At 71.6% G+C, this 16,046-nt stretch carries 12 protein-coding genes; 1 reads left to right on the plus strand and 11 read right to left on the minus strand.

The window, feature by feature from the left end; genetic code table 11:
• Positions 1 to 10 precede the first annotated feature (10 nt).
• The 8 genes from DVH02_RS10985 to DVH02_RS11020 all read right to left on the minus strand — a co-directional run bounded on the left by DVH02_RS10985 (position 11) and on the right by DVH02_RS11020 (position 9,320).
• Positions 11 to 1,279 (minus strand): aspartate aminotransferase family protein, encoded by a 1,269-nt coding sequence (locus tag DVH02_RS10985; RefSeq protein WP_114623595.1) that lies wholly within the window; start codon positions 1,277 to 1,279, stop codon positions 11 to 13.
• Between the two features lie 67 nt (positions 1,280 to 1,346).
• Positions 1,347 to 2,477: an acyl-CoA dehydrogenase family protein gene (locus DVH02_RS10990; RefSeq protein WP_114623596.1), complete on the minus strand. Its 1,131-nt coding sequence runs from the start codon at positions 2,475 to 2,477 to the stop codon at positions 1,347 to 1,349.
• A complete protein-coding gene (locus tag DVH02_RS10995; protein WP_114623597.1) occupies positions 2,474 to 4,087 on the minus strand; it encodes an aldehyde dehydrogenase family protein in 1,614 nt (537 codons plus the stop codon). Before DVH02_RS10995 ends, DVH02_RS10990 begins: the two co-directional genes overlap by 4 nt.
• Positions 4,088 to 4,134: 47 nt before the next feature.
• Positions 4,135 to 5,082 (minus strand): ferritin family protein, encoded by a 948-nt coding sequence (locus DVH02_RS11000; protein ID WP_114623598.1) that lies wholly within the window; start codon positions 5,080 to 5,082, stop codon positions 4,135 to 4,137.
• A 24-nt stretch (positions 5,083 to 5,106) separates the two neighbouring features.
• Positions 5,107 to 6,138, minus strand: coding sequence for a bifunctional lysylphosphatidylglycerol flippase/synthetase MprF (locus DVH02_RS11005; protein ID WP_114623599.1), 1,032 nt, complete (start codon positions 6,136 to 6,138; stop codon positions 5,107 to 5,109).
• Positions 6,135 to 6,629 carry a hypothetical protein gene (locus DVH02_RS11010; RefSeq protein WP_114623600.1) on the minus strand — a complete coding sequence of 165 codons (495 nt, stop codon included), beginning with the start codon at positions 6,627 to 6,629 and terminating at the stop codon, positions 6,135 to 6,137. Before DVH02_RS11010 ends, DVH02_RS11005 begins: the two co-directional genes overlap by 4 nt.
• A gap of 64 nt (positions 6,630 to 6,693) precedes the next feature.
• Positions 6,694 to 8,412 carry an aldehyde dehydrogenase family protein gene (locus DVH02_RS11015; protein WP_114623601.1) on the minus strand — a complete coding sequence of 573 codons (1,719 nt, stop codon included), beginning with the start codon at positions 8,410 to 8,412 and terminating at the stop codon, positions 6,694 to 6,696.
• The gene (locus tag DVH02_RS11020; protein WP_114623602.1) at positions 8,409 to 9,320 is read right to left on the minus strand and encodes an alpha/beta hydrolase family protein; all 912 of its coding nucleotides are present in this window, start codon (positions 9,318 to 9,320) and stop codon (positions 8,409 to 8,411) included. The genes DVH02_RS11015 and DVH02_RS11020 overlap by 4 nt, the downstream gene beginning before the upstream one ends.
• Before the next feature lie 537 nt (positions 9,321 to 9,857).
• On the opposite strand from DVH02_RS11020, the gene DVH02_RS11025 reads away from it, so the two are divergent.
• A complete protein-coding gene (locus tag DVH02_RS11025) occupies positions 9,858 to 11,648 on the plus strand; it encodes an AMP-dependent synthetase/ligase (protein ID WP_114623603.1) in 1,791 nt (596 codons plus the stop codon).
• 72 nt (positions 11,649 to 11,720) lie between these two features.
• Here the strand turns inward: DVH02_RS11025 and DVH02_RS11030 are convergent, their stop codons facing one another.
• From DVH02_RS11030 to DVH02_RS11040, 3 genes are all read right to left on the minus strand, one after another.
• Positions 11,721 to 11,912: a ferredoxin gene (locus tag DVH02_RS11030; protein ID WP_114623604.1), complete on the minus strand. Its 192-nt coding sequence runs from the start codon at positions 11,910 to 11,912 to the stop codon at positions 11,721 to 11,723.
• A gap of 120 nt (positions 11,913 to 12,032) precedes the next feature.
• A complete protein-coding gene (locus tag DVH02_RS11035; protein WP_233518147.1) occupies positions 12,033 to 13,283 on the minus strand; it encodes an activator-dependent family glycosyltransferase in 1,251 nt (416 codons plus the stop codon).
• 195 nt (positions 13,284 to 13,478) lie between these two features.
• A partial coding sequence (locus DVH02_RS11040) for a type I polyketide synthase (RefSeq protein WP_114623605.1) occupies positions 13,479 to 16,046 on the minus strand: 2,568 nt, incomplete at its 5' end.

The following is a 16,046-nucleotide window of genomic DNA, read 5'->3' on the forward strand; positions in this document are numbered from 1 at the left end:
TGGGTACTCCTCATCGGCTCGCCGGGAAGCGCCCGGCGAGTACGGAAAGCGCGTGGTCGAAAGCGGCGACCACCTGGTCGAGCTCGTCCGGCGAGATCGTGGCGGGCGGGGTCAGGCGCAGGACCAGCGAGTTGTTCATCGAGTGGTTGACGAGCACCCGCTTGTCGATCAGTTCGAGCACCAGCTCGCCGGCCAGCCCGGGATCGCGCATCTCCACACCGATCAGCAGCCCCTCTCCGCGCACGTCGGCGACGAGGTGCGGGCAGTGCTGTGCGACGGCTTCGCCGATCCGCTGCTTGAGGTCCGCGCCGATCTTCGCCGCCTTCGCGACGGCGTCCTCCATCACGATCGCCTCGATCGCGGCCTTGGCCGCGGCCACCGCGATCGGCGCGGCGGAGAACGTGGAGGTGTGCAGGAACGGGTCCTTGTCGAACGGCGCGTACGCCTCCGGGGTGGCCACCGCGGCGGCCACCGGTACGACGCCGCCCGACAGTCCCTTGCCGACCAGCATCACGTCCGGCGAGACGGTCTCGGGGTCGTGGCCCCACCAGCGGCCGAGCCGCCCGAGCCCGGTGAGGATCTCGTCGATCACCAGGAACGCGCCGTACTCGGTGCGCAGCCTGCCGAGTGCGGCGAGGTAGCCGTCGGGCGGCAGGACGACGCCGCCCTCGCCCTGCACCGGCTCGACGATCACGCAGGCGGGCGGTCCGTCGCGCAGCGCCGCCTCCATCGCCTCGATGTCGCCGAACGGCACGCTGGTCACGTCGGGCAGCAGGGGCTGGAACGAGTCCTGGTAGACGCTGCGTGCCGTGACGCTCAGCGAGCCGAGGGTCTTGCCGTGGTAGCCGTTGACGGTGGTGATCAGCCGGCGCCTGCCGTTGGCCCTGGCCATCTTGATGGCCGTCTCGGTCGCCTCGGTGCCCGAGCCGACGAAGTGCACCTTGGTGAGGCCCGGCGGGCAGACGTCCACCAGGGTCTTCGCCGCCGCCGCGCTCACCGGCTCCAGGAGCAGCCGGGTGGCCAGCGGGTTGGCACGGACCTGGGCGACGACCGCCTCGGTGACGTGCGGGTGGGTGCCGCCGAGGATGAACACGCCGTATCCGGCGCAGTTGACGAACCGCTGCCCGTCCGAGGTGTGTACGGAGGCGCTGTGGGAGGTGGACTCCCAGAAGCCGCCGAACATCTCGCCGAGAGAGGCGCGTCCACGGCTCAGATGGGCGCGGTAGGCGTCGAGCAGCTCGTGCTCCGACGGTGCTTCTGATGGTGCGGTGGTGTTCATTGGCTCCGTGGATTTCACGTGGGGAAGGGCTGTGGGGGGACCGTTCGCCGACGGCGGTGCGCGGTCCCTATTCGATGCGGAGCGGGTGTCCCTCGTGGTAGCGGGCGAGCCCTTCCGCGGTGGACATACGGCCCGGCGGGTGGAAGGCGAGCGCGTGCACGCTGGCCGCGAGGCGCGCGACGTCCGGTGACGACACGAACGCCATGCCGCCGAGCAGTTCGACGGCGTCGCCGACCACACGCCGGATGGTGCGCTGCGTGCTGTACCTGGCGGTGAGCGCGTTGGCGAGGGAGTCGTTGCCGACCCGTCCCGAGTCGACGTCCCACGCGACCCGGTCCAGGGCGAACGCGGCGGCCTCCAGGTCCGTCACCAGGTCCACCCGGGTCGCGGTGTCACCTCGGCCGGACGCCAGCAGCCGGGAGACCAGCTCGCTCGCCGTGCCCAGGTAGATGGCGGAGACCAGGAGGTTGAACCAGACGAGCCCGGTGGTGTTCAGCTCGTCAAGATTGGTCTCGGGGTCGAGCACCGGCTTGATGATCAGCTCGTCGGCCACCAGGACGTCGTCGAGCACGACCTCGTCGCTCTCGGCGCCCGCCAGTACGGTCGAGTTCCAGAACGGACGTACGGAGATGCCGGGCGAGTCCGCGGGAATGACCGCGATACCGAGGTCGGACCCGCCGTCCTCGTCGCGCAGCGCCACGCTCGCCGAGATCAGGTCCATCGACGCCGACAGGCTGCACGGCTTCTTGCTGCCCGAGACCAGCCAGCCGCCCTCGGCCCGGCGCGCGGTCATGGTGGGGGTGAGCACGCCCTGCCCGGTGCGTCCCTCGGCGAAGGCGCTGCTCATCATGCGGCGGTCGCGCGCGACCGCGTCGAGCAGCAGCCACTCGAAGCCGGTGCTGGTGGCCGCGAGGGTCACCAGGCTGGCCACCGAGAAGTTGTGCATCGTGGCGGCCACGGCCACGGACGGCGACAGGGTGGCCAGGGCGCGCGTACAGCGCACCATGTCGCGTGCTCCGGCTCCGGCGCCGCCGTGCTCGGCGGGGACCAGCAGCCCGGCCCCGCCCGCCTCGCGGAACGCGGCGATGCCCGGACCGCCGCGCTCCTCCAGTTCGCTGAGCGAGTGCGCGCCCAGGGCCTTGCGCAACCCCGGGAGCAGCGCTTCCAGGGTGTCGTACTCCGCTTCCAGGAACTTCATCGTGCTGTCTCCTCGGCGACGGGAGGCAGGGCGCTCTCGAACACCCGCGACCTCGGCGTCACCTTCGTGGCGATGCTGACGGCCTGCAGGTGACTCGTCCGCAGCATCGGGTAGTTGGCCTCGCCGAACGGACCGCCGGACAGCCCGTTGCCGCCGTGTGTCGGGATGCCGGGCACGAAGCCCAGGTGGCTGTCGTTGATCTTGAGGATGCCGCCGTTGTCGAGGCGGGCGCAGAACTGCTCGATCAGCTCCGGGTCCTCCGACCACAGCGAGTTGCGCAGCCCGAAGGGGTTGTCGTTCATGAAGCGCAGCGCGCTCGCGAAGGCGTCCTGCGCCGGCTCCTCGGCCGGGACGACGATGGACAGCAGCGGGAAGAACGTCTCGTCCCGCACCGCGCGCAGCTTCTCCGCGGCCTCGTAGCCGTCGACCCGCACGAGTGTCGGCTGCAGGAAGATGCCCGAGGAGTCGGGGGTGCCGTCCTCCGCGATGCGCTGACCGCCGTGGAGCAGCTCGGCGCCGCTCGACACCGCCTCGTCGAGGACGGTGAAGAACTCGGTGGTCCGCAGCACGGGCGAGAGCAGGATGCCGGGCTCCTCCGGCTTGCCCGGCAGGATCTCCGAGACCAGCTGCCGCAGACGCTCGACGAGGGCGTCCGCGATCCGCGGGTGCGCGATGACGTACTTGGGCACCATGCAGATCTGGCTGGAGCCGTAGAAGCACTCCGAGATCGCCTGCGCGGCGTTGTCCAGGTCCGCGTCCTCCCAGACCAGTACGCCGTCGTTGCCCGCCAGTTCCAGCACCGGCTTCTTGCCGTGCTCCACGCAGCGGCGGCCGATCTCGATGCCGCGCTCGCTGCCGCCGAAGTACATGATGTCGTCGACGTCGTCGCTGGTCATCCACTGGTCGATGAGCACCTTGGGCACGCCGCACACGATGCTCAGCACACCGGCGGGGGCGCCCATCTCCTCCAGCGAGGTCGCGACCAGTTCGCGCCACGCCCAGGCGACGGCGTACGGCGCGCTGCGCGGCGCCTTCACGACGAGGCTGTTGCCCGCCATGAGGGCGTGCACCCCGAGCATGGAGTTGGAGGCGGCCGCGTTCTGCGGCGGGCTCAGGCAGACCACGCCGTCGGGCTTGCGCACCAGACGGATCTCGCGGTCGCCGACGTGCTCCCGGTGGTCCATCATCCGCGCGTTCACCGCGAAGGTCTCCGGGCTCGAACCCTGGATGACCCCGGCGACCTCCCACTCGGCGAGCCTGCGGGGGTGGCCCTCGGCGATGAGGGCCTCGACGAACTCGTCCTGGCGGGCGACGGCCTTCTTGTGGAAGAGCGCGCCGAACTCCATCCGCCGGGCGAGCGGTACGGCCGCCCATTCCCGCTGCGCGGCGCGCGCGGCGCGCAGCGCCTCCAGGCACTGCTCGGTGGTGCTCAGCGCGACGCGTCCGACGACCCGGTCGTCGGCGGGCTCGGGCTCGTTACCGGCCGCGAGTGCGCGCTTGAGGCGGATGGCCCCGAAGGCGTCGCCCAGGAGGCTGGACGCGCGGATGGTGTGGATCCATTTGTCGGCCGGGGCGTCCTGTCCGGCGATATAGGACGGATAGCTCTTCACATCGTTACCTTGTTCTGGGTGCTGGATCTCGGAGGGCGCGGTGATCGTCAGATCAGGCCCATGTAGCGCATGCGGACGTCCTGGGTCTCCTGCGACCACGTGGACGCCGTCACCATGCGCTCCTCGGCGCTCGTGTCGACCAGCTTCCGGCCCGGCCAGACCTCGTAGTCGGAGACCAGGTGGCCCCACTCCGCCAGGCCCTGCTGGAACAGGCTCTCCCGCTGGAAGAGGACGGGCTGCATCGGGAGCCCCTCCCACAGGCCACGACCGCGCTGGATCAGCTCCAGGATGCGCCCCTTCTCGCCGGGCTCCTCCTGGAGGTGACGCTGGATCACGCTGCTGCCCACGGACAGGTGGCGGATCTCGTCCATGCCCGCGCCGCGCTCTATCTCGGCCGCCGCCGGGTTCAGCGGGGCCCACTTGCGCTCGCTCAGCTCACCGAACGGCGCGAGGACGCCCTCGACGAGGACGGTGAGGGTGATGACGCCGCCGTAGAAGTCGCGCTCGTCACGGATGACGGAGAGGCCGAACTCCTCCAGCGGGTCGAGCACCGACTCGATGGCCTTGCCCGCGACGGTGGTGATGGTGTCGTCGACCTCGGCCGCGGGTACGCCGATCTCGACGAGGTGCTCGCGGAAGACGCGGGCGTGCCGGGCCTCGTCGAGCAGCTGCGTCGAGAAGAACTCGGTCAGGACGCGGGTCGGCGCGAGGGAGACCAGATACCCGAGGGCGCGGGTGACCTTCTCCTCGGCGATGGACCGGAAGGCGAACTCCTCGATCAGCGCGTCCCGCAGCGGGCCGGGCTTGAGCACCTGCTCGGGGATGTCGGCCCCCGGCGTGTGGCCGGTGGGGATGCGACGCAGCAGTCGGCCGGCGACCTCGTCCAGCCAGTACTGGAGGTCGCAGGACTCGGGCGTCAGTTCCAGAGATCTGGCGCCTTCGAGCACCGGAACGGTACGGTCCCAGTCGACTTCCGGCCTGATCTCGCTCTCCATGGTGACTCCTTCGTATGACACTGTTCAGATGGCCCTGGTGAGCCGGAGCAGGTTCCACAGCGCGGGGAACGAGACGCCTCCGGCGAAGGCGACGTATTCCGGCTCGATGACGTGCGGAGCCCACTTGCGCTTGAACGCTTCCTGGGTGCTCGCGGGGTAGACGGCCTTGCCGTGCCGGGCGATGAGCCCGGTGACGCGGGTGACGGCCGGGCTGGCCGCGCCCGGCACCTCGTTGTCGGCCTCCAGGCCGGCGAACGGGGTGTGGCCGAGGTGCAGCCAGGCCGCGCCCTCCTCCTGGAACCGCTGCAGCGCCGTGACGTTGATCAGCTCGATCGTGCCGACGGGGGCGTCCGGGTCACGGCGGGTCAGGTCGTAGAGCCAGCCGGGCCTGCTGCCGAATGCCGGGGAGTAGGAGATGTACGCGACCGGGCGGTCCCCGAGGCTCGCGACGAAGATCCGGCGGTGCTCGGTGCCCCGCCCCGTCCGCTCGCCGATCATGAAGTCGAGTTCCTTGACGTGCCGGCCCTTGGCGCGCAGCCACCGCGCGTCGATGGTGGCGAGCAGTTCGTCGGCCCGTGACGCGTCGGTGGCGCTCCGGGCGTCTCCCGTGTTTCCCGCGCTCCGGGTGATCTCCGCGACGGTGATGCCGTCCCGTTTGGCGCGGGCGATGTTCTGCCGCACCTTGGCCAGCGGGCCGCCGCGCGTCGTGAACCGTTCGAGGTCGACGCTGTAGGTGCGGCCGAGCTGGTTCACCGCGAACCCGCTCGCCGCGTACAGCTCGGCGTCCTGGCGGGACAGCTGTACGGCGCAGATCCGCAGCCGTTCGCGCGCGGCCCACGCGCGGAACTCCGCGAGCAGGTCCGCGCGGTGCCGCTCCGGCGCCAGTGGTCCGCACAGTTGTACGACGTGCCGGCCGCTCCTGCGGTACGCGACGGTGCCGGGCACCCGGTCGGCGCGGAAGTGCAGCGTGGCCTGGTTGTAGGCCAGAAAAGCGCTCGGGTGGTCGGCGTGCTCGCGCAGCGCGTCGTATATCTCCTTGTCCTCCGCGGTGATCATGCGGTGGGGACCTCCGCCTCGGCCCTCCGCGCCGGCTTGAACTGCTGCTGGCCGGTCACCTGGGCGATGAACGCCTCGAACGCGGGCAGCGGCTCCGGCTCGAAGGCCAGGACGAACGGCTTGAGCGTGTTGCCGAGCAGACCGCGGTCGGCGCACAGGTGGAGCGGGATGGCGAGCAGCGCCCACTCCGGGCCGCCGGCCAGGAGTACCCACAGGCCACAGAGCGCGGCCGCCGCGAACCAGTTGTGCATCGTGTTGTACACGATGTAGTAGCCCTTGTGGATCGGGCCGCCGCGGGCCCGGCGGAAGGCGATCGCGCCCGGGTAGTAGCCGATGATGTCGATGGAGAAGAACAGCACGATGGCGGCCCACCACCGGATGTCCCCGAAGTGCAGGAGCATCAGGACGACGCACGCGATGAAACCGACCAGGTACTCGGCCCGCATGATCCAGTACGTCGCTTTGGTGTCGAAGTGGTTGACGTGGTCCACTGGTTTTCCTTCTGGGCGGCCCGGCCCCGAAGTGGAACCGGGCACGGGGGTAGGTCGGTTGTGGTCAGTTCCTGACGGCGGACAGAGCGACACCGGCGAGGCGCAGCGGACTGGGATCGGCCGCGAACTCCGTGAGCAGGCGTGCCGTCCGGTGTCCGGTCCTGCTGTTGAGGAACCACGGCGGCAGCGGCATGAACGCCGCCTCGCCGTGCAGCAGCGACCGGGGTGCCGGACGGAACGGGCCGGTCAGGATGGTGCGTTCGACGTGGTCGACGAGGAGGGCGTTGTGGGTGAGCCCCACGCCGCTGCCCGCGTCGCTGGTGTCGTTGCCGGGGAAGGCTCCCCAGCCGACTCTCGGTGTGATGTAGCCGAGCGAGGTCCACGTGTTGATCGCGATCGAGCCGAAGCGCAGTGCGACCAGGGTGTCGTCGAGGGTGCCGCCCAGCGCGGCGAGCGTCCTGGGGTGGGCGATGAGGTTGACGCCGAGTGTGCCCGCGAGCGTTTTGTTGCAGAACTCGACGGCGGCGCGCAGGTATTCCGGGGGCGTGCCGGGCAGCCGTACGACTCCCTGGACGGGAGCGAAGAACTCCGTGTTGAAGAGCGGCTCCGCGGTGTCCCGCGGGTCGAGCCGGGAGACGAACAGTCTGCGGTTGGATCCGGCGCCCAGGTCCTCCGCCTCGGGATGCGCGGCCAGCGCCGCGTCGAGCCGGCCGTCGGCGCCCGGGTAGTAACCGGGGCGCTGCGGGGCGGCCTTGAGGGCCGCGCGCAGCTCGGCGATGAAGGCGTCCGCCAGCTCCCAGCCCTCGGGGACCACCACGACCTGTGAGGCCGTGCAGTTGAAGCCGCTGTTGTTCAGCTTCTGCGTGGCGACGTGCCACGCCTGGAAGCGCAGGTCCGCCGCGCTCCACGGTCCCGGCAGGATCACGGTCGCGCCGACGCCGCCGAGTTCGCTGGTGATCGTCTTGCGCAGGACGGGGGCGCGGTCGGCCTTGCGCCGCTCGCCCTCGCTGCCGCCGCCGAACACGATGCGGTCGTGGGTGGCGAGGCTGCCGGTGATGTGGATGGTGGCGGCCCGCTCGTCGGCGACGGCCTGGGCGCCGACGTCCGCGCCGCCGGAGACGAACGCGACGAACCCGCGCTCGACGAAGGGGGCGAACGCCTCTTCCAGCACCGGCCGCAGGTAGCCGTTGACCGGACTGACCTTGCAGACCACCACGGCGTTGTCGTGGTAGAGCTTGTAGAGCACGTCGAGGGGCGCGGTCGGGGAGACGTTGCCCGCGCCGAGGACGAGCGCCACGCCTTCCGTGACGTCCTTGTCCCGCAGCCGCCGGGCACTGCCGGCCCTGAGGTCCGCCTCGGTGACACCGGGCGCGGTCCACATCTCGGCACCGAACCCGTTGAGGGTCAGACGGTCCGTCATGTCGTATGGCAGCACCCGCAGGGCGAGCCTGCCGTCGGGGCGCCGTGTGACGCGCACGCCGTCCAGCGGGCTGCCGTCCTCGGCGAGCGTGCGGACGGTACCGGCCAGTGCCCGGGTGTAGAGCAGCACCGAGTAGGGACCGGCCAGCCACTCCTCGCTCTCCAGCGACGAGCCGAGGGGGATGCCCTTGCCCTCGCAGGAGGAACGCACCCACTCCTGGGCCACCCGGCCGACCCGCTCGTGCAGGCGCAGCAGCAGCTCGTGCTTGTCCGTGAGCGGCAGGGCCGCCCACTCCCCCGCGTGCGCGCGGACGTTCTCCATCGCGGCGGCGGCCTCCGCCGTCGTTCCCTCCGGAGCGCTCATGCCTGCTCTCTCCTCTCGGCGGTCGTGACGTCCTGCCACCAGCTCTTCGTCCAGGAGGGCAACGGGCCCTCGACACGGACCCACCGGTAGCGGTCGAGCTTCTGCCCGGCGTCCGCCGCGGTGTAGTGGCGCCGCGTGACCCGGGTGCTCCCGAGCTTGGCCGTGAGCGCGGCCATCGCCGCCGGAGTGTGCATGACGTCGCCCTCGACCGACACCACCAGGACGGGAACGTCCGCCGCGGCCATGGCGCGTTCGTAGTCCAGGTCGGCGCCCGCGGGCCGGAAGCGGCCGGTGCGCGCGAACGTCGCCCAGTCGCGGACGACTCCGGCGGATTCCCGGCCGGCGAACCCGACCCGGTCGCCGGGGAAGTAGCCCCACACCCGTCCCAGCAGCGCGGCGGCCTGGGTGCCCAGCAGGACGCGCAGGCTCCGGTACCAGGGGTAGACGCGGTGGTGCGGTGTGCCGGAGGCGATCAGTACCAGTCCGTCGGCGTCCGCTTCCGGCCTGCCGAGGTAGGCGGTGGCGAGCTGGCCGCCGATGCTGTGGCCGAGCAGGACGACGGGCCTGCCGGGGAACTCCCGCCGCGCGGCCGCGACGGCCGCCGGGAGGTCGACCGCCACCATCTCCTGCTGTCCGAACCGCGACGCGCGGGAGATCGTCGGCGTACTGCCGCCCTGTCCGCGCCGGTCGCAGACCAGGACCGGGAACCCGACGGCGGCCAGCCCGCGCGCGAACGGGTCGTAGTAGGTGGCGGCGATTCCCATGGCGGGCGTGACGAGGACGACGGGAGTCCGGTCGTCCCCTGCCGTCGCGGGGAACACCCGCGCGCACAACTGGTCCCGTCGGCCCACGGACAGGAACAACAGCCGGGGATCGTCTTCGGCCGCGACCGTGCGGTCGGAGGTCACGGGGATTCCGGTAGCGCCGGGATCATGGCCGCGCAATGGAGCGGATCGAGTCACGGCATCCTTTACCTTTCATGATTTCCAAGAATATCCGAAAGAATGCCCGAAGTGACGCGCCGAGCACTAGGGAAACCCCTAAAACGCAGCGTACCGGCCCTCGAAGATCAGCGGAGGACGGTCCATCCGATGCCAAACACAGGACATCAACAACCATACAGATCAGGCCAGTTACTGTATCACTCGTACGAGTGAAGCCCCGGCGGGGTAGACGGCTCACGGCCCTTACCACAAAATAGGGCAAGCCATTCGGCTCTCATGGAAACCGAACGCACAATTTGCCGCCCGTATACCGAGCGGCCGCGGCCGTCGCCGCTGCGCATGTTCTTGCGCTGATAAGATCCGGTTTCACCATGGTGCGAGATGCCCGCGGTGGCCGTCCCGCGCAACGGGACCTCGGCGGACAATGTGCGGTCCGGGTCGGGGACGCCGAGGCCGGGCGATTCACGCACCTATTCCTCATGCGAACACCAGGAGCCCTCCATGCGCGAGGTAGCCACCGCGCCGCTGCCCGCCGTGTCCGTCACCGGCGGTCTCACCGAACTCGTCCACGCCAACGCCGAACGGATTCCCGACTCCGTCGCGTTCCGCCGCAAGACGTCCTCGGGGTGGCGGCCCGTCACCGCACGGCAGTTCCGCGACGAGGTCGTCCAGGTGGCGCGCGGGCTCATTGCCGCCGGGACGCGCCCCGGCGACCGGGTGGTGCTCCTCGCGTCGACCCGCTACGAGTGGACCCTCTTCGACTTCGCGATCTGGGCCGTCCGCGCGGTCTCCGTGCCCGTCTACGTCACCTCCTCCGCCGAGCAGATCGAGTGGATCGTCGCCGACTCCGGCGCGAGCGCGGCGCTCGTGGAGACCGACCGGCACGAGGAGTTGACCCGGGACGCCTTCACGAAGGCGGGCCGCGACGCCCCGGTGTGGCGGATCGACGACGCGGTGGAGGAGCTGAGCAAGGCGGGGGCCGCCGTGCCCGAGTCCGAGGTCCACGACAACCGCCGGGCGGCCGGGAACTCCGACGCCGCGACCATCATCTACACCTCGGGCACCACCGGGAAGCCCAAGGGGTGCGTGCTGACGCACGCGAACTTCCTCGCCGAGGCGCAGGGCGCCGTGGCGGCGCTGCACCCGCTGTTCGGGAAGAACGACGCGGCCGGGGCGTCCACCCTGCTGTTCCTGCCGCTGGCGCACGTCGTCGGCCGGATGATCGAGATCGGCGCGGTGTGGGCCGGGGTCACCCTGGGCCACACCGGCAACGTCCGCGACGCCGTGAGCGACCTCGCCACGTTCCGCCCGACGTTCGTCCTCGCCGTGCCCTACGTACTGGACAGGATCTACCAGGGCGCCCGGCAGAAGGCCCACAGCACCGGCAAGGGCAAGATCTTCGACGCCGCCGTGGACGCCGCGGTCGCCCACTCGTCCACCGATTCGCCCGGCCCGCTGCTGCGCCTGCGGCACGCGGTCTTCGACCGGCTGGTCTACGCCAGGCTGCGCGAAGTCTTCGGCGGACGCTGCGAGTACGTCCTGTCGGGCGGCGCGGCCCTGTCGCCGAGGCTCGTCCACCTCTTCCGCTCCGTCGGGGTCACCGTGCTGGAGGGCTACGGGCTCACCGAGACCACCTCGACCGCCACCATGAACACGCCCGACGCCTTCCGCGCCGGCACGGCGGGCAGGCCGCTGCCCGGCATGTCGATCAGGATCTCCGGCTCAGGCGACGTCCTCATCAAGGGACCGACGGTCTTCGAGGGCTACTGGCACGACGAGGGGGCGACCGCGGAGTCCTTCACCGACGGCTGGTTCGCCACCGGCGACCTGGGACACGTGGACGACGACGGCTTCCTCGTGATCACCGGCCGCAGCAAGGAGATCCTGGTGACCAGCGGCGGCAAGAACGTCTCTCCCGGCGTCATGGAGGACCGCATCACCGGCCACCCGCTGGTCGGCCACGCCGTGGTGGTGGGAGACGGCCGCAAGTACGTGGCCGCGCTGCTCACCCTCGACCACCAGTACTTCCCGGTCTGGAAGGAGAACGCGGGCAAGTCCGCCGCGGCGACGGTGACCGACCTGCTCGACGATCCGGACCTGCGGGTCGAACTCCAGGCGGCCGTGGATCTCGGGAACGCCGCGGTGTCACAGGCGGAGTCGGTCCGCAGATTCCGCGTCCTGCCGGTGGAGTTCACCCCGGAGAACGGCTACCTGACGCCGTCGCTGAAGGTCAAGCGCACGGTGGTGACGGAGGCGTTCACCGACGAGGTGGAGGCGTGCTACGCCCCCTGAGAGGGGAACGGCGGTCGGGCCCGTCCCGTGGAGCGGGGCGGGCCCGACCGCCGTCGGCGCGGGTCCGGAACGTCAGGAGTCGATCTCGACCGCTCCGGAGGGGCAGATGAGTTCGGCCTCGGTCGCGGCGGCGTGCTGGTCCTGCGTCGGCTCGGCCAGGAGAAGCTCGACGAAGCCGTCGTCGTTCTGATCGAAGACGCCGGGGGCGACAGCCACACAGTTGCCGGATCCGACGCAGCGGTCACGGTCCACGTTGATCTTCATGGGTCCTGTCTCTCTCAGTGCTCGTACTGCTCGGTGCTCGGTGCCGGTGCTCGGTGCCGGTGCTCGTACTGCTCGGTGCTCGGTTCCTCGCGGTCGTCCCCGTCGGCCGGGAGAGGCCCGTCAGGAGAGTTTCGCGAGGCGTTCGAGGGAGGTGACGACCTCCCGGGGGCTCGGCATGGCCTCGGCCTCCTCGCGCAGCCTGCGGGCGGCGTCCGCGTGACCGGGCTCCCCGACGAAGCGCCGGAGGTGGTCACGTACCTTCTCGGCGGTGACGTCACCGTGGTGGACGTAAACGCCCGCTCCGACGCGTTGCAGGGCCCGGCCGCGCAGTTCGTGGTCGGACACCATGGTGGAGAGCATGAGCTGGGGCACACCGTGGGCCATGGCCGTGGCGAAGCTGCCGTAGCCGCCGTGGTGGATGATGGCCGAGCAGGTCGGCAGAAGAGTGTGCAGGGCGACGGAGTCGACGGCGCGGGCGTTGGCGGGCAGCGTGCCGAGGGCCTCGCGCTGCACGGGCAGCAGCGCGGCGACCACTTCGACGTCGTCCTCGGCGAGGGCGTCGAGGATCTCCGGCACCGACACGTAGTCGCCGCCGTAGTCCTCGGTGTTGGAGGCGCCGAGGCTCAGGCAGATCCGCGGCCGCTTCGGGGGCTCGCGCAGCCAGTCCCAGACGACCGCGCGGCCGTTGTAGGGGATGTGCCGCATGGGGAGTTCGGGCGAGGCGGTGGGCAGGGCGAGGGAGGCGGGGAGGGTGCTGATGGTGGCCTGGCCCTGCACCATCTCCTCGTCGAAGGAGAACCCGTACGTCTTCGACCAGGACCCCAGCCACTGCGCGAGGGGGTCGGTGCGCTCCGCCTCGGGCTGTTCGTTCATCAGCTCCAGATAGGTCTGGCGGGTACGGCCCCACACATCGGCGCACCACATCAGGCGGACGTGGGCGGCCCCGGCGACCCGGGCGGCGACGGCACCTGCGTAGGCGAGCGGGTCGCGCACGACGACGTCGGGCCGCCAGTCCTGTGCGAAGGCTGCCAGGTCCTCGATCATGGAGTCGTTGTAGACGGCGAACGCGTACGGCACGCTCAGCTCGTAGCGCTCCTTCAGCTCCGCCCAGTCGACGTCGGGGCGCTCGCAGCGGCTCCAGTTCGCCGTCCGGTAGTCCTGCGACTCGCGGAAGGCGGTCATGTCCTGGTGGATGCCGTGGTCGCTGCCGACGGGCACGGCGGTGAGTCCGGCGCGGGTGATGGTGTCGGTGGCCATCGGCTGGCTCGCCATGCGTACGTCGTGGCCCGCCGCGGTGAGCGCCCAGGCCAGCGGTGCCATCAGATACACATGGGACTTCTCCGACAGGGTGACGAACAGGACCCGCATCATGCTCCCTCGGTTCGGTGGGCCGGGCGACCGCGACCGGCGGCGGGACGGTGTCGGTACGGGCGGTGGGACAGCCCGCGACAGGGACGTGCGCCCGCGCCGTCGTGAAGTGGTTCCCGGGGTCGTCGGCCGTCCGCTGCCCGCGCCGTGGGGTCCGGGCTACGGTGCCCGGAGCGCGTCGGGGCCGTCGCCGTGTGCTCAGTCGTCGGCACCGAGGGCCATCCGGACGAGGTCGTCGACGTCCATGTCGTCGACGTCGAGTCCGGCGACGGGGTCGGTGTCCGGGCCTGCGCCGCTCTTCGTGCCGGGGGGCGGGGTGGCGGTGGCGAGGCCGAGGACCGCGTCGAGCAGACCCGATTCGCGGAACCGGGTGAGCGGGATGGAGATCAGCAGCCTGCGGAGGGTCGCCTCGTCGGGCACACCGGATGCCGGGTCGCCGCCGGGTGCGCCGTTCTCGTCCGCGTCGGACGCGAAGTGCTCGCGGTGGAGGTGTTCGGCGAGCGCCGCGGGAGTGGGGTAGTCGAAGACGAGGGTCGCGGGCAGCAGGACACCGGCGGCCGCGTTCATACGGTTGCGCAGTTCGACGGCGGTGAGCGAGTCGAAGCCGAGTTCCTTGAAGGACTGCTTGGAGTCGACGGCGGTCGCCGAGGAGTGGCCCAGGACGGCGGCGACCTGACGGCAGACCTCGTCGACGAGCCGGCGACGGCGTTGGGCGGGGTCGAGCGCGGCGAGTTCGGCCGCGAGGTCGGGCCCGGTGGCGGGCAGCGTCAGCGAGCCGCTGCCCGCGACCGTGCGGCGGGCGCGGGCGAGCCCGGCGAACAGGGGCGGCACCGGGCCGTCTGCGCCGAGCCGGGTGGTGTCCACGGCGAGGGGCAGGCGGACGGCGCCTGGCTGGTCGAGGGCCTCCGTGAAGAGGGCGAGGCCCGACTTGGGGGCCAGCGGCGGCAGCCCGGCACGTTCCATGCGGCCGATGTCGGTGTCGGTGAGGCCGCCGGTCATGCCGGTGGTGCGGGACCAGGGGCCCCAGGGCAGGGAGAGGGCGGGCAGGCCGAGGGCGCGGCGGTGTTCGGCGAGGGCGTCGAGGAAGGCGTTGGCGGCGGCGTAGTTGGCCTGGCCGGGGGCGCCGAGGGTACCGGCCGCGGACGAGAAGAGGACGAACGCGGACAGGTCGAGGCCGCGGGTGAGGTCGTGGAGGTGTGCGGCGGCGTCGAGCTTGGGGCGCAGGACGGCGGCGAGGCGCTCGGGGTCGAGCTGTTCGACCACCGTGTCGTCCAGGACTCCTGCGGCGTGCACGACGGCCGTCAGGGGGTGGCGGTCGGGTACGGCGGCGAGCAGGGCGGCGGCCTGGGCGCGGTCGGCGACGTCGGCGGCCTCGATGCGCACCTCGGCACCCAACTCGGTGAGTTCGGAGACCAGTTGCGCGGCGCCGGGGGCGTCGGGTCCTGACCGGGAGGCGAGCAGCAGGTGGCGTACGCCGTGCTCCGTGACGAGGTGGCGGGCGAGGAGCGCGCCGAGGCCGCCGGTGCCGCCCGTGACCAGCACGGTGCCCTCGGGGGCGAGGGGGGCGGGCACGGTGAGGACGACCTTGCCGATGTGCCGGGCCTGGGACATGTGGCGGAACGCGTCGGGGGCGCGGCGTACGTCCCAGGGTGTGACGGGCAGCGGGGTGAGGACGCCGGTCTCGAAGAGGCCGACGAGCGTGGTGAGCATCTCGCCGATGCGGTCGGGTCCGGCCTCGATGAGGTCGAAGGCGCGGTACAGGACGCCGGGGTGGCGGGCGGCGACCTCGCCCGCGTCACGGATGTCGGTCTTGCCCATCTCCAGGAAGTGTCCGCCGCCGGACAGCAGCCGCAGGGAGGCGTCCACGAACTCTCCGGCGAGGGAGTCCAGGACGAGGTCGACGCCCCGTCCGCCGGTGGAGGTGCGGAAGGTGTCCTCGAAGGCGAGGTCGCGGGAGGAGGCGATGTGGTCGGTGTCGAGTCCCGCCGCGCGCAGGACGTGGTGTTTGCCGGGGCTCGCGGTGGCGTAGACCTCGGCGCCGAGGTGCCGGGCGAGCTGGGTGGCGGCCATGCCGACGCCGCCGGCCGCCGCGTGGACGAGGACACGGTCGCCGGGGTCGACGGCGCCGAGGTCGACGAGAGCGTAGTAGGCGGTGAGGAAGACGATGGGGACCGTCGCGGCCTGGGCGAAGCTCCAGCCGTCGGGGACGCGGGCGACGGTGCGCGCGTCGGCGACGGCGAGCGGCCCGTACGCGGAGGGGAACATGCCCATGACGCGGTCGCCGACGGCGAGGTGGGTGATGCCCGGCCCGGTCTCGGTGATCACACCGGCGCCTTCGAGGCCGAAGTCGCGGGCGGGGCCCGGGTACATGCCGAGGGCGTTGAGGACGTCGCGGAAGTTGACGCCCGCGGCGCGGACGGCGAGGCGTATCTCGCCTTCGGCGAGGGGGCGTTCGGCGTCGGGGGCGGGGACGAGGGCGAGGCCGTCGAGGGTGCCCTTGCGGACGGTGTCGAGACGCCAGGCGGTGGCGGCGACGGCGTGCGGGGGCCGCAGGGCGGCTTCCGGCCCGGTGCGTTCGAGGCGCGGCAGGTGCACGATGCCTTCGCGCAGGGCGAGTTGGGGTTCGGACCGGTCGAGGGCGGCGGGCAGGGCCGTCAGCGAGGCGGGTGCCGTGTCGGTGTCGACGAGGACGAACCGGTCGGGGTGTTCGGACTGGGCGGAGCGGACCAGACCCCAGGCGGTGGCCGCGCCGGGGCTGCGCAGCCC

Source organism: Streptomyces corynorhini (assembly GCF_003346515.1).
GTDB classification, from domain to species: domain Bacteria; phylum Actinomycetota; class Actinomycetes; order Streptomycetales; family Streptomycetaceae; genus Streptomyces; species Streptomyces corynorhini.